The following is a 13,152-nucleotide window of genomic DNA, read 5'->3' on the forward strand; positions in this document are numbered from 1 at the left end:
CTAGCTGCTGGCCCTGCGTGCCCGGGCGGCGGTGCGTTTGTCGCGGACCCGGACCTTCGGCTGCAACCGGTACTTCTGGGTGCGGCCGGCCCGGGGAGCGTTGAGATCCGAGACGAAGGTCTGCCAGACCGCGTTGGCCGGGCGCTCGTGGTCGATGAACCCCATCAGCCCGTAGGTCGCGAGCGTGGCGAGGCAGATCTCCCAGACCGGTGGGATGTTCACCGAGAGCGGGGTGACCGCCTCGACGAGCAGGATGAGCAGGAAGGCCACCAGCCACATCGCGTAGGCGATGTATCTGGCTGTCCAGGGAAAGGTCAGCCCGCTCGGTCCGAGCCACACGGTGTTGACCCGGTAGACCTCGTCATCGGGGGTTACCCGCATGCCTCAGCCGTCCCCGAACACCAGGTTCGTCAGCTGGCCGGCGAAGCCGTACAGCACGGCCGCCCCGGCGATGACGCCCATGCCCAGCATCACGTTGGTCAGTGTGTTCGCGTTGTCGCTGATCCTGCCTTTTCGGGCGGAGGCGATGATGCCTATCCCGATCACCAGCAGGACCAGCGGGATGATGTTCTTGACGCCCCACTCGACCACCCCGTTGGAGTTGAGCGAGGGTCCATCGTTCGTCGTGGTCGCGATGAGTGCTGCTGCGACCGAATTCATGACGGCCATTCGTACCTCCAGGGCACCGGTGAACCCCTCCGTTACCTCGGCGCCGTCACGCTGCTTCGGGCTCCGCTGATCCGCACGTTCTGTTACGACCTTGCCACGTCAGGTCAGACCGATGGTAGGGGTTCTGTCACGATTTGCCGAATAATCCGTTGTGACAGAGTAGCGCCGCCCAGCCGATCGTCCTGTCGATGTCGCACGTGTCAGCTTAAAGCTATGCATAAGCAGACGTCAGCGGCGACCGCCACACCGACGGTGTACCGAGTCGGCATCTGATTCATAGGTTTGCCCCGCCCGGGGACGTTTGCGCAGGTGATCCGCCGGTTGCAGCGGGTGGTGAAAAATCTGGCGGGGGCCGGGACCCGGCACCCGGAGGGCACCGAGGGCGGGCTCTGTGAAGCACCCGGCCCGACCGCTTACAGTTCGGTCCGTGGCAGAGCTTGTGTATCCCCCGGTCATCACCCTGGCGCGTTCGGTGTTCGCGGCCCTCGGTATCCGGTTCACCGTCGAGGGTGCCGAGCACGTTCCCGCCGAGGGGGGTGCGGTGCTGGCCAGTAACCACGTCAGCTACCTGGACTTCACCTTCTGCGGCCTGCTGGCCCGGCCGCAGCGCCGCCTGGTCCGCTTCATGTGCAAGGAGTCGGTGTTCCGCCAGCCGGTGGCCGGTCAGCTGATGCGCGGCATGCATCACATCCCGGTCGACCGGGCCGCCGGCGCCGCCGCGCTCAGCCATGCGGTGCGGGCGCTGAAGGAGGGCGAGGTGGTCGGGCTCTTCCCGGAGGCCACGATCAGCCGCTCGTACACGCTCAAGGAGTTCAAGTCCGGCGCCGCGCGGATGGCGGCCGAGGCGGACGTGCCGATCGTGCCGATGGCGATCTGGGGCGGGCAGCGGATCTACACCAAGGCCCGCAAGCCCGATCTGGGCCGGGGTAAGGCGGTCATGCTCAAGGCGGGCGAGCCGTTCCGGGCGGAGCCGGGGGCCGGGCCGATGGAGACCACGGCCGAGCTGCAGCGCCGGGTCGACGTCCTGCTGAAGGACCTGCAGCAGCGCTACCCCCAGGAGCCGGCCGACGACGCCGACCGCTGGTGGCTGCCGGCCGAGCTCGGGGGTAGCGCCCCGACGCTTGAGGAGGCCAAGGAGCTGGACGCTGCTGCGGCGGCGGAGAAGGCCGCCAAGCGCCGGGAGAAGCTGCAGAAGAAGCGGCGCTGATTCCGGCGATTCCCTACCCGACCGCTCGGGTGGCGACGAAACGGACGTCCGTTGCCGGTTCGTTCGCCGGACCCGGCCGGAGCGGGTGGTGCCGGTGCTGAGGCCCGTTGCCTGATCGTTCGCCGACCCGGCCGAAGCGGACGGTTCCGATGCCGACCAAGGCGTGCGGACGTCCGTTGCTTATCTCTTCGGTGACCTGACCGGTCTGCCGGCCGAGCGTCCGTTGCTGATGTTCTGGGCAAAGGAGGGCGCCGGCTGACGGGCTGTCAGCCGGCGCGTGAACGCGGTGGCTAGTTCAGAACGCTGTCGAAGAACGTGCCGATGGAGTCGGCTGCATCCCGCAGCCAGTCCCAGATGTCACCCACGAAGTTCCCCGACTGCTGCGGGTCGTTGACGACCGCGTAGATCAAGAACACAACCAGGATGACCACGAGCGCTCGCCGGGTCCTCGTCACTGCGGCCTCCCCAGAGTGGTGTAACTCAGGCAAATGTAGCGCTACGAGTATGTTCTATCCGTGTCGACCTTGTCACGCATGGCTACGCAGCGAGTCTCAACCTCAACTAGAGACTCATGGTAGCCGTGCGGGCATCAGACTACGCCGTACAGGCGGTCTCCCGCGTCTCCAAGACCAGGCACGATGTAGCCGTTCTCGTTCAGGCCGGGGTCCATCCCGGCCAGGACGATCTGCACCGGAGCGTCCTCGCCGACCGCCTGGCGGACGTGCTCGACGCCTTCTGGTGCACCAAGGAGGCAGATCGCGGTCACGTCGTCCGCGCCCCGCTCCATCAGGTACTGAATCGCCACCGCGAGCGTGCCGCCGGTGGCCAGCATCGGGTCCAGGACGTACACCTGGCGGCCGGTCAGGTCGTCCGGCAGCCGGTTGGCGTAGGTGCTGGCCTCGAGCGTCTCCTCGTTACGGATCATCCCCAGGAAGCCGACCTCGGCGGTCGGCACCATCCGGGTCATCCCCTCGAGCATGCCCAGACCGGCCCGCAGGATCGGCACCACGAGCGGCTTGGGCTGGGTGAGCTTGATGCCGGTGGCCACGGCGACCGGGGTGTGGATCTCGTGCTCCTCCACCCGGACCCCGCGAGTGGCCTCGTAGGCCAGCAGTGTGACCAACTCGTCGGCCAGGCGCCGGAACGTCGGCGAGTCGGTCTCTCGGTTGCGGAGAGTGGTGAGCTTGTGGGCGACGAGCGGATGGTCGACGACGTGCAGGCGCATGCGGGCAACCTATCGGTGTCCGGGTGGGTTGTCGGTGCAGCGTGGCTATGACATAGGTGTCGAGATGGCATAGGTACGGGAACGAAAGGACGTCGGTGGGCGCGCAGTCGCAGGGAGCCTTCGGGGAGTGGATGGGGCTGGCTCTGGAGGAAGCCGCGCTGGCCCCCGCGACCGGAGACGTGCCCGTTGGGGCAGTGCTGCTGGACCCCTCAGGGAGCGTGCTGGCCCGGGGTAGGAACGAGCGGGAGGCCCGGCAGGATCCGACCGGCCACGCGGAGCTGGTGGCCCTGCGCCGGGGCGCGGCCGCGGCGGGAAGCTCGCGGCTGGACGGCACGACGCTGGTGGTCACTCTGGAGCCCTGCGCGATGTGTGCAGGGGCGATCGTGCTGGCCCGCGTTTCCCGGGTGGTGCTGGGGGCCTGGGACCCGAAGGCGGGCGCCACCGGATCGACCCGGGACATCGTGCGGGACGCCCGGCTGAACCACCGGGTCGAGGTGGTCGGCGGGGTGCGCGAGGCGGAGGCGGCCGCCCTGCTCGTCGACTTCTTCGCCGAGCGCCGCTGATTTGTTCCTGTGCAGCAACGTCTTTGGAAGTCGGCGGGGCCGGCCGGGGGAGGCGATTCGGTGAACCGGCCCCTGATTCGGTAAGGTTCTCCGCGGTGGCGTGTCCGAGCGGCCGAAGGAGCACGCCTCGAAAGCGTGTGAGGGTTTACGCCCTCCGTGGGTTCAAATCCCACCGCCACCGCCGTCGAAGGGCGCGGCATCCGGTTTCGGGTGCCGCGCCCTTCGCTTTTGGTCCGTTTCTGGTACCGAGCATTGGCGTGAGCGTCAAGACCGCTGGGCGATAGATGCAGTGGAAATGCCGGGCAAATGATTGCGGCCGGAATTCGTCCGCGGGTATTGACCGCCGCTTTGGATGCCGCCCGCGAATTCGTGTTTCAGAGCCGCTTGAGGCCTTCCAGAACACGCATGGCAATGGCCACCCGGCTGTTCGGGTCCAGGTCTTCCGGCAGAGGCATCGGCTTTGGCGGAGGTGGGGGCGGCGGTGCCGCTTCCACGGTTACTTCACTGTCCTCGGCCGGCTCCGCTTCGGAAGTCTTGGGGCGCCGCCGGGGCAGCCGATCCGGAGGTGCGGGAATCGGCTTGGAAGCAGTCAGAATTGTGGACGCCGACAGCGTGGGGTCGACGGTGTTCACCGGCCCGGTCTCGGGGGCCTGGTTCGGCTCGGCGGTGGTTTTTGCCGCCTCAGCGGTGGGAGCCGGAGTGTCCTGAACGGGGCCGTCGTGATGCACCAGCCGGGCCACGCCGGCCGAGATCATGGCGGCGATGCTGGCCAGCGTGGCAGTGAGCGGGATGCCGGAGCGGCGGGCCAGCGAGCGAGGGCTGTCGGCGGTGGTGAGGCGGCCGGTCAGGGCCCATTGCTGGGCGTCGATCACGACCGTGCGCCCGCGGGGCAGCCAGCACAGCTGCACCTCGTCGTCGGGATCCACCCCGAGCCGGCGCAGCCGCCCGATCAGATCGGTGATCTCGGCCAGCAGGTGCTCGACCGCGATCCGGCAGCGCAGGCCGGTCCAGTGCCGGCGGCCGGGCCGGAACAGCGGCCGGTCGCCCTCCACCCGGGGGCCGGAGAGCATCTCCACCCCGGCCTCGAGGATGGTCGAGCGGATCAGCCCGGGCAGTTCCGGATCGGCCTGGCTGGTCTCCGGAATCGGTGGCACACCGATGGTTTCGGCATAGGTCACCTCGCCCTCGTGCAGGAAGAACGCGCCGCCGGGCACCCCGCGCACCTCGAGCGCGCCCGAGCTGCGGCTGATCGCGAGCACCCGCAGAACGTCGATCGCCGGATGCTCGGCTTGCTGAACCGTCATCGCGGGCAGCCGACTTTCGTAGTGATGGACGGGCAGGGCGACCGGAGCGCGCCGGCCTCGCAGGGCAGACGCGGACCCGGCCGGCGGCGGCTCAAATCGTGAGCTCGCCCTCGATGCGCTTGAGGTGATGGCGGGCCAGCGCCAGGTTGGCCTTGGTCTTGTCCAGGGCCAGGTAGATGAACAGTCCGCTGGCGGCCTGCCCCCGGACCAGCCGGATCACGTGGTACTGGCGGCCCAGGGTGATCAGGATGTCGTCGATCGTCTCCTGCATCCCCAGCGACTCCAGGGTGCGCATCTTGGCCCGGACCACTTCCGTGTTGCCGGCCGAGGCGATCTCCAGGTCCAGGTACTTCCCGCCGCCCAGGCTTCCGAGCGACATTCCACTGCCGTAGTCGACCAGGCTCACGCCCAGCGCTCCGTCGATCTCCATGGCTTCTTTCAGAGCGGTGTCGATGTCCACGGGAAGAACTCCAGTCTCATTTCGACGTTGACACAAGCATGTGTCGGGTAAGGTCTGAGTGCCTGTTTCGGCGCTTCTCGCGAGTTCGTCCGGCGCGTTCGCAGGGTTTGGATCGAACCTGTTGTAACGGGGCGCTTGTAACAATTCGTGAGCGGCAGAATACTGCACTCAGGCGGGGGCATCGTCAAGAAGTCGTGTAGAAGACGAAAGAGAATCGAGTTCGATATCTGTGCCTCGTGATAGCGATGTGATAGTGCTTTGCCGGTTGTCACAGCAGCCGCTGAGCAGGGTTTGATGCCGGTGAACGCACCACCATCCGCCCCTGGTGCCCCCGCGGGCGGACCGGACGCGGTCCACGCCGTCCTCGCCCGGTTGCAGGGCATCGACGGACTGGTCACCGCGTGCCTGGTCGAGCCGGATTCTGCTTTCGTTCTGGATACCGTGGTGGGCAAGCCGGCCACCGATGTGGACGCCGGTGTGGACGTGACCGACAACGGGGCGCTCGCCGCGACCATCTCGGCCGCCGCCAGTGACGTGGTGCAGGTGATCGGGCTGATGACCTCGAGCCTGGGCGACCCGGACGAACTGGAGGACGTGACGATCACCTTCGGCCGCCGGCACCACCTGATCACGCCCCTGCCCGAGGCCGGGGTGGACGGCCTGCTCGTGGTCGTGACCTTCGACCGGGCCCGGACCAACCTGGCGCTGGCCCGCCAGCAGTTGCGTGCCCTGGGGCCGTTGCTGCAGGTCGCCACCCAGCCCGCGGCGATCGAATCGGGCCATGGCTCCTAGCGTCTGGGGGCGCTGGACCGGGCGGGGGCGCTCCAGCGAGAACACCCAGCCACCGGCCCCGCCGCCGCCCGAGCCGGAGGAGACCGCCTACGACCGGCTCTTCGACCTGGCCGAGGAGCAGGCCACCGGGGCGCTGTACCTGAACGGGCGCTGGGGTGGCACGGTTTACCTGGTCAGCGGGCGGATCGGCTACGTGGAATCGGTGCTGACGCCGGGGATCGAGGCGCTGCTGCTGCGGCCCACCTACACCGACGAGCGCAGTTGGGCCCGGCTGGTGTCGTCGTTGCGCCGGGGCCGGATCGACGCCGCGGTCTCGGCCGCCTCGCAACTGCTGGGCAGCGAGGCCACCTCGGCCTTCGACGCCGAGGTACTGCGCCGCACCGCCCTGGCGGATGCCGCCCTGGTGACGCTGGGGGCGGTGGTGCCGGACGCGACCGGTGCGGTGGCCCGGTTCCGGCCCGGGGCCTGGCACTGGTGTGAGCCGGTGCGCACGTTCAGCGTGGCCGAGATCCTCACCGAGGTGGAACGCCGAAAAGCGGTTCTGGGGCGGATGACTCGGGGGGTGCGGATGGATGCGCCGATCCAGCGGGCGCCGCAGTTGCCGGTCGAGCGGATCCGGCTGACCGCCACCCAGTGGAACATTGCGGCGCTGGCCAACGGCACGACCACGCCGCTGGACATCGCCTGGATGCTGGGTCACGGGGTGTTCGCCACCACGGTCGCGATCCATCAGCTGACCCGGCTCGGGGTGATCAAGGCCGGGCCGGCCCCGACCTCGACCGTGACGGTGCCGCCGAGCGCGGTGCCGCCGACCTCGATCCCGGTGACCGGGGCAGCGGTGACCTCGCCGAACGGGATCCGCACGGGGGTGGGGGCGCCGAACCCGGCCCGGCACGTGCCCTCGTTCCTGCCCTCGCGGCCGTTGCGGATCGATCTGGATGCGCTGGAGGCCCAGCAGCAGGGCCGGGCGGGCCGGCCGGACGCACAGAACCAGCCGGATCAGCAGGATCAGCAGGTGGGCAGCGGCCGAGCCTGAGCACGAACGCCTGCGCGGAGAGCCGAGACTGGGGTCGGGTCGAGGCTGGTTGGGCGGTGGCCAGGAGGTCGGTGGGCCCGAGGGTCGGCGGAGTGAGACCGAGAGTCGGTGGGGTGAGACCGGTTGGGGCGTATCGAGTATCTCTTGGGGATCCCGCTCGCCAACGGTAGGGCTCCCTGAGCGTGCCAGCCCGGATCCTGAACTGGCAGCAGACCTTGGAGCGTTCCGGACTCCACCGTTCCGTAGCGCCACTGTCCCGGATTCTGGCCGTTCCGAAGCATGACCTTTCCGGGGCAGATCTTTCCGGGGCAGGGCCGGCACCGGGTTCAGCACCGGCACCCGGTACCGGCACTGAACCCAGCCCGCAACGATCACCTCAGGGCCGCTGCGGCCGCCCGAAAACCGGCTGGCACCAGTGCCCCGCCGCCCAGGCGGGCTCCCACGGCCAGCGCCCTCGATCGTCGGTGTAGACCACCTGCAGGGCCGGGACCAGCCCGGCCGAACTGGCGTAGATCTGCTGCGCCTGAGCCAGCCGCCGCGGATCCTCCACCTCGACCAGCTGGAGCTGATGGGCCGGGCAGCACTCCTCACCCAGCCGGTCGCCCTCGGCCAGCCGCAGCCCGCCCTGCACGTCCTCGGCCAGATCGTCCAGCAGCCCGGCCGCCGGCTCCGCCTCCAGCCCGGAGACCAGCAGTTCGGGATGACCGTGGAACCTGGTCAGGCCCACCGTGTAGGTGAAGGCGGCACTCTCACCGCCCTCGACATGAACGAACCCCCAGCCGTGGACCTCGATGTCGTGCCGGCTCTTGGCCAGCAGTTCGGCATCGCTCCACCCGGCGCACCTCAAACACATGGCGACCCCCGCCTGTTCGTCAAAGCCGTTCGGTGATGCCGATTCGCACCACCTGATGACGTTTGACGACAGTACGCACCACCACCGACAGTCTTGCCCGTTCCAGCACTTCCGGCTCAGGCGCCGGGGGATCCGGCGGGCCGGCAGCCGGCCGGGGTGGGCACCGCCGCGATCGCCGCAGCAGCCTGCTCGCGATCCTTCATGGCCCGGTAGCGGCCACCGATCACCACGTCCACGGAGTGCTCGTCCCGGGCCGCCTTCTCGGGCAGCATCCGCACCTCGCCGGAGAACTGCAGGGCCACGGTGCGGGCCAGGATCTCGTCGCCCCGGCCGTACCGGAGCGAGACGGCGGTGGCGATCACCCCGGTGGACGAGTGGTTGCCGACGATCTGCACCCGGAACCGGCGCCGCTTCAGCTCCTTGGCCACGGCTGCGGCCAGACCACGCCGGGCGGTGGCGTTGAACACATTCACCTTGACCTGATCGGCCGCACTGACGGTCTGCTCCGGACAGGGCGGGCGCTCGGCCGGGGCCGGCCCGATGTTCCACCACTGCAGCCAGTTGCCCAGTGCCCCGACCGCCACCAGCACCACCGCCAGGAACACCGCGGTGAAGGTCAGCGCCTGCCGCCGCCGGGTACGCCGGCCGGCCGGTGAGTACGAAGAACCCATCTGCCCCGCCCCCTCGGGCCCGGACGGGGCAGCTTCGGCTCAGCCGTCCTGGGCGTCGATCACCAGCACCCGGGCGTGTAGCACCGGCCGCTGGTGCAGCGCGGCGCGAACCGCGCGGTGCAGGCCATCTTCCAGGTAGAGCTCGCCCTGGTACTGAACGACATGGGCGAACAGGTCACCGAAAAAGGTGGAGTCCTCGGACAGCAGGGCGTCCAGGTCGAGCGTGCGCTTGGTGGTCACCAGGTCGTCCAGCCGGACCTGGCTGGGTGGCACGTCGGACCACTGCTTGGACGTGCTGTACCCGTGGTCGGGATACGGACGGCCCTCGCCGACAGCCTTGAAAATCACCCTGAGGATTCTGTCGTCTCTGCCGTCTTCGGCGCCACTTTCGTGACTCTGGGCAAAGTGGGGGGAACGAGACGTGACCGCCGAGGGAGTGAAAGCTGCCCGGGCAGGCTCGTCATCGCACGAGTCCGTAACGATGACGAGCCGCCGCAGCTGGCGGAGGATAGGGGATTTGAACCCCTGAGGGCGTTAACCCAACCCGCTTTCCAAGCGAGCGCCATAGGCCACTAGGCGAATCCTCCGTGGGAGAGCCTAGCAATGCCGGAGGGGTGCTCGTGCACCTGGGGGTGATCGGCGGTTCGCGCCGTGACCCGCCGGGTGCCCCGTGGTCGGTGCTCGCCCGCGGATTGGGTACAGTGGTGCGCAGACCCCTCGTGCGGCGTCATCCAGTTGAACCCCCCCAGGGCCGGAAGGCAGCAAGGGTAGGCGGGCTCTGGCGGGTGTGCGGGGGGTCCTTTCTTTTGCTCCCCGGTCCCGTCCGGACGATCGGGTGGAGTTCTCCACAACTTGGATCCGAGCCTGAATCAGCCCCGCCGACTGGCCTAGGCTGGCGGCCGTGACGACCGCTCTGTACCGCCGCTACCGGCCCGAGTCCTTCGCCGAGGTGATCGGTCAGGAGCAGGTCACCGGCCCGCTCTCGGTGGCCCTGAACAAGAACCGGGTCAACCACGCGTACTTGTTCTCCGGCCCGCGCGGCTGCGGCAAGACCACGAGCGCGCGGATCCTGGCCCGCTGCCTGAACTGTGAGCAGGGTCCCACTCCCACCCCCTGCGGAACCTGCCCCTCCTGCGTCGACCTGGCCCGTGGTGGCCCGGGCAGCCTGGACGTGGTGGAGATCGACGCGGCCAGTCACGGTGGTGTGGACGACGCGCGGGACCTGCGCGAGCGGGCCGCCTTCGCCCCGGTCCGGGACCGCTACAAGGTCTTCATCATCGACGAGGCGCACATGGTCTCGCCGCAGGGCTTCAACGCCCTGCTGAAGATCGTCGAGGAGCCGCCGGAGCACATCCGGTTCATCTTCGCGACCACCGAGCCCGAGAAGGTCATCGGCACGATCCGCTCGCGCACCCACCACTACCCGTTCCGCCTGGTCCCGCCCGAGCGTCTGGTGCAGTACCTGGCCGAGCTCTGCGAGCGGGAGGGCGTGGCGGTCGGCCAGGGGGTGCTGCCGCTGGTGGTGCGAGCCGGCACCGGCTCGGTACGGGACACGCTCTCGGTGCTGGACCAGCTGATCGGCGGCTCGGGCGAGGACGGCCTGGACTACGCCACCGCGATCGGGCTGCTCGGCTACACCGACGGCGCCCTGCTCGACGACGTGGCCGATGCCCTGGCCGCGGGCGACGGGGCCACCGTGTTCCGGGTGATCGACCGGGTGATCGAGTCCGGCCACGACCCCCGGCGCTTCGTCGAGGACCTGCTCGAGCGGCTGCGCGACCTGCTGGTGATCGCGGCGGTGCCGGACGGCGGGCACGCGATCTTCCGCGGGATGCCGGACGACCAGCTGGAGCGGATGCGTCATCAGGCCGGCCGGTTCGGCTCGGCCGAGCTGTCCCGCGCCGCCGACGTGGCCAACGCCGCCCTGACCGAGATGACCGGGGCCACCTCGCCCCGGCTGCAGCTGGAACTGCTGTGCGCCCGGCTGCTGCTGCCCTCGGCCGACGATGCGCAGCGCGGTCTGGGCGCCCGGGTCGACCGGCTGGAAAAGCGGATGGGTTCCGGCGCGATGGTGGTGGCCGCGCCGGGTGCTGCGGTGGCTCCGGCCCCGCTGCCGCCGCTGCCCGATTCGGCCGGGGTGGCCGAGGCCGACGCGAACCCGCAGACCCGCTCGTCCGGTCTGGCTGCGGTGCGGGCGGCCATCGGCCGCAACAACGGCACCGGCACTGCATCCGCAGAAGGGGCCGAAACCGAATTGGGGACGTCGGCGAGCCCGCAGGGGGCATCCGCCGGTCCCGATCCTTCCGCAGCTTCCCAGGCTCCGGCGGCCCAGCCCTCGGCCCCGGCGGCGCACCCGGAACCGGCTCCCCAAGCCCCGCCGCCCACCCAACCCCAGCAACCGGCGCAAGCCCAGCAACCGGCCCACCCGCAGCCACCGGTCCAGCCGTCCCAGCCCCAGCCGGGCGGCGGCGACCTGGAGGCGATCCGGCGCAACTGGGACGAGGTGCTCAACTCGGTGCGCTCGATCAAGCGCATCACCTGGACCCTGGTCTCACAGAACGCCAATGTCCTGGACTACGACGGCCGGCGGCTGCTGCTCGGGTTCGACTCGGCCGGTCTGGTCTCGACGTTCGGCCGCGGTCCGCACGCCAACTTCATGCGGCAGGCCCTGATCGAGGTGATCGGCCTGGACTGCGCGGTCGAGGCCGCCGTCACTGCGGAGTTCCGTGCGGGCGGTGGTGGCGGCCCCCGCCCTAGCCAACCGGCCGGGCCGTCCGCACCGCCCGGCCGGGCACCTGAAGCGTCCACCCCGTCCGAGCCCGCGCCGGTGGCCCCGCAGCCCCGCAGCGCTCCGAGCGGTGGTGGCTGGCCGGAGCAGCCGCCCGCAACCGGCCCGGCGGCGGCCGGCTCACCAGCACAACCCCAGGCCTCGGCCTGGACCGAGGTCCGCCAGACCCCGTCGGCCCAGCCCAGCCATCCGGCCCAGTCGTCCCCGGCCCCGCAGCAACCGCAACCCACCGTCGCGACGGGCGCACAAACGTCCTCAGGTGGGGTTGGAGTGGCCACCCGCGAAACCCCCGCCGCTCCCGAGCAACCCCGCTCGATCGGTGCCGCGGCCGCCCGGGCCGCAGCCGCGGCGGCAGTTGCCCGCGCCCAGCAGAACCAGCAGGCCCGGGCCGCCGGTGCACCCCCCGCCGCGCGCCCGGCCACCCAGGAGGAAGACCGCGGCATGCCCACGCCGCAGGCCTCCCCCTACGACGACATCCCGCCGGACCTCAGCGAACCGATGCGCGAGGACGAGGCTCCGCCGGACGGCGGCTGGTCCACCCCTCAGGCGCGTCGTCCGCAGAACACCCGTCCGCAGACCGCACCACCGGCCAGCAACGGCTCAGCCCCGGCCAACCGCGTCGTCGACCTGTCCGACGACGGCAGCGAAGACGACGGGGGAGGCCTCGACACCTCCCCGATGGCCGGACTGGTCGGCGTCCAGGCCGTCGAGCGACTGCTCGGCGGGCGCATCATCGAGGAACGGGACCTGTGAGCGAACTCGCCGGCATCGACGACTGGGAACAGCTCTGGGGGGTGCCGAACACGGCCGCGGCCGTGATCACCGCGGACGGCAACGTGAGTGCCGCCCGTGGTGACCAGAACCGCGAGTTCGGCCTGGCCTCGGTGACCAAGCTGCTCACCACCTACGCCGTTCTGGTGGCGCTGGAGGAGGAGGCGCTCGGCCTCGGCGACCCGGCCGGCCCGGAAGGCGCCACCGTCGAGCACCTGCTGGCGCACACCGCCGGCTACGGGTTCGACTCCGGCTCCGCCCCGGTGGCCCGCCCGGGCGCCCGGCGGATCTACTCCAACCAGGGCATCGAGGTCCTCACCCAGCACCTGGCCCAGGCCACCGGCATCGACTTCGCCGACTACCTGGCCGAGGCGGTGCTCACCCCGCTGGGGATGAAGCACACCTCGCTGCCCGGCTCACCCGCCGCGGGCGGCCGCAGCACTGCTGCCGACCTGTCCCGGTTCGCCGCCGAACTGCTCAGCCCCCGGCTGGTCGACCGCCAGACCCTCGAGACGGCAGTGCAGGTGCACTATCCGGGGCTGGCCGGCATCCTGCCCGGCCTGGGCCGGTACAACCCGCTCGACTGGGGCCTGGGTTTCGAGCGCAACTTCGCCCGTCCGGGTCACTGGGCCGGCCGCCGCATCTCGGCCGGTGCCTTCGGTCACTTCGGGGCCGGCGGCACCTTCCTGTGGGTGGACCCGGAATCGGCTCTGGCCTGCGTCTGCCTGTCCGACCGGGAGTTCGGCGACTGGTCCAAGCAGGCCTGGCCCGCGCTCAGCGACGAGGTGCTCGCCGCGCACGGCCGCTGAGGTC

General features: G+C 70.2%; 15 protein-coding genes, 2 tRNA genes and 1 other RNA gene. 8 read left to right on the top strand and 10 right to left on the bottom strand.

The annotated features are described in order from the left end of the window. Together LR394_RS38270 and LR394_RS38275 are read right to left on the bottom strand one after the other, a co-directional pair. Nucleotides 1-381 carry a hypothetical protein gene (locus tag LR394_RS38270; protein ID WP_231449612.1) on the bottom strand — a complete coding sequence of 127 codons (381 nt, stop codon included), beginning with the start codon at nucleotides 379-381 and terminating at the stop codon, nucleotides 1-3. A gap of 3 nt (nucleotides 382-384) precedes the next feature. Next, nucleotides 385-669: a hypothetical protein gene (locus LR394_RS38275; protein WP_231449613.1), complete on the bottom strand. Its 285-nt coding sequence runs from the start codon at nucleotides 667-669 to the stop codon at nucleotides 385-387. 427 nt (nucleotides 670-1,096) lie between these two features. Here LR394_RS38275 and LR394_RS38280 point away from each other — a divergent pair, with 427 nt between their 5' ends. Next, the gene (locus tag LR394_RS38280; protein WP_231449614.1) at nucleotides 1,097-1,876 is read left to right on the top strand and encodes a lysophospholipid acyltransferase family protein; all 780 of its coding nucleotides are present in this window, start codon (nucleotides 1,097-1,099) and stop codon (nucleotides 1,874-1,876) included. Between the two features lie 290 nt (nucleotides 1,877-2,166). On the opposite strand, the gene LR394_RS38285 is transcribed toward LR394_RS38280, so the two are convergent. Beyond that, complete coding sequence (locus LR394_RS38285) at nucleotides 2,167-2,331, bottom strand: hypothetical protein (protein ID WP_231449615.1); 165 nt, start codon at nucleotides 2,329-2,331, stop codon at nucleotides 2,167-2,169. Between the two features lie 134 nt (nucleotides 2,332-2,465). Then, a complete protein-coding gene (gene upp, locus LR394_RS38290) occupies nucleotides 2,466-3,101 on the bottom strand; it encodes a uracil phosphoribosyltransferase (RefSeq protein ID WP_231449616.1) in 636 nt (211 codons plus the stop codon). A gap of 131 nt (nucleotides 3,102-3,232) precedes the next feature. On the opposite strand from upp, the gene LR394_RS38295 reads away from it, so the two are divergent. Continuing rightward, nucleotides 3,233-3,664 (top strand): nucleoside deaminase, encoded by a 432-nt coding sequence (locus tag LR394_RS38295; protein WP_269330477.1) that lies wholly within the window; start codon nucleotides 3,233-3,235, stop codon nucleotides 3,662-3,664. A gap of 94 nt (nucleotides 3,665-3,758) precedes the next feature. After that, nucleotides 3,759-3,845: transfer RNA gene (locus LR394_RS38300), tRNA-Ser, on the top strand. Nucleotides 3,846-4,038: 193 nt separating this feature from the next. On the opposite strand, the gene LR394_RS38305 is transcribed toward LR394_RS38300, so the two are convergent. After that, nucleotides 4,039-4,968: a DUF4388 domain-containing protein gene (locus tag LR394_RS38305; RefSeq protein WP_231449618.1), complete on the bottom strand. Its 930-nt coding sequence runs from the start codon at nucleotides 4,966-4,968 to the stop codon at nucleotides 4,039-4,041. A gap of 91 nt (nucleotides 4,969-5,059) precedes the next feature. Beyond that, nucleotides 5,060-5,428 (bottom strand): hypothetical protein, encoded by a 369-nt coding sequence (locus LR394_RS38310; protein WP_231449619.1) that lies wholly within the window; start codon nucleotides 5,426-5,428, stop codon nucleotides 5,060-5,062. Nucleotides 5,429-5,728: 300 nt separating this feature from the next. Between LR394_RS38310 and LR394_RS38315 the strand changes: the two genes are divergently transcribed. Beyond that, on the top strand, nucleotides 5,729-6,220 hold the full coding sequence (locus LR394_RS38315; protein ID WP_231449620.1) for a hypothetical protein: 492 nt from the start codon (nucleotides 5,729-5,731) through the stop codon (nucleotides 6,218-6,220). Then, nucleotides 6,210-7,256, top strand: a complete 1,047-nt coding sequence (locus LR394_RS38320) for a hypothetical protein (protein ID WP_231449621.1) — start codon at nucleotides 6,210-6,212, stop codon at nucleotides 7,254-7,256. Before LR394_RS38315 ends, LR394_RS38320 begins: the two co-directional genes overlap by 11 nt. Nucleotides 7,257-7,632: 376 nt before the next feature. On the opposite strand, the gene LR394_RS38325 is transcribed toward LR394_RS38320, so the two are convergent. The 4 genes from LR394_RS38325 to LR394_RS38340 form a co-directional block, all read right to left on the bottom strand. Next, on the bottom strand, nucleotides 7,633-8,109 hold the full coding sequence (locus LR394_RS38325) for a DUF4262 domain-containing protein (protein ID WP_231449622.1): 477 nt from the start codon (nucleotides 8,107-8,109) through the stop codon (nucleotides 7,633-7,635). Between the two features lie 116 nt (nucleotides 8,110-8,225). Continuing rightward, nucleotides 8,226-8,780: a LytR C-terminal domain-containing protein gene (locus tag LR394_RS38330; protein WP_231449623.1), complete on the bottom strand. Its 555-nt coding sequence runs from the start codon at nucleotides 8,778-8,780 to the stop codon at nucleotides 8,226-8,228. A gap of 39 nt (nucleotides 8,781-8,819) precedes the next feature. Next, entirely contained in the window at nucleotides 8,820-9,128 is a 309-nt protein-coding gene (locus tag LR394_RS38335; RefSeq protein ID WP_231449624.1) for a type II toxin-antitoxin system VapB family antitoxin, read from the bottom strand. 151 nt (nucleotides 9,129-9,279) lie between these two features. Continuing rightward, nucleotides 9,280-9,367: transfer RNA gene (locus LR394_RS38340), tRNA-Ser, on the bottom strand. 121 nt (nucleotides 9,368-9,488) lie between these two features. Between LR394_RS38340 and ffs the strand changes: the two genes are divergently transcribed. The 3 genes from ffs (at nucleotide 9,489) to LR394_RS38355 (ending at nucleotide 13,148) form a co-directional block, all read left to right on the top strand. Then, nucleotides 9,489-9,585: signal recognition particle sRNA small type (gene ffs, locus LR394_RS38345), an RNA gene on the top strand. 96 nt (nucleotides 9,586-9,681) lie between these two features. Continuing rightward, nucleotides 9,682-12,321 carry a DNA polymerase III subunit gamma and tau gene (locus LR394_RS38350; protein WP_231449625.1) on the top strand — a complete coding sequence of 880 codons (2,640 nt, stop codon included), beginning with the start codon at nucleotides 9,682-9,684 and terminating at the stop codon, nucleotides 12,319-12,321. Beyond that, a complete protein-coding gene (locus LR394_RS38355) occupies nucleotides 12,318-13,148 on the top strand; it encodes a serine hydrolase domain-containing protein (RefSeq protein ID WP_231449626.1) in 831 nt (276 codons plus the stop codon). Before LR394_RS38350 ends, LR394_RS38355 begins: the two co-directional genes overlap by 4 nt. The last annotated feature ends 4 nt before the right edge of the window (nucleotides 13,149-13,152 follow it).

This window comes from Kineosporia babensis (genome assembly GCF_021129305.1).
Classification (GTDB): Bacteria; Actinomycetota; Actinomycetes; order Actinomycetales; family Kineosporiaceae; genus Kineosporia; species Kineosporia babensis.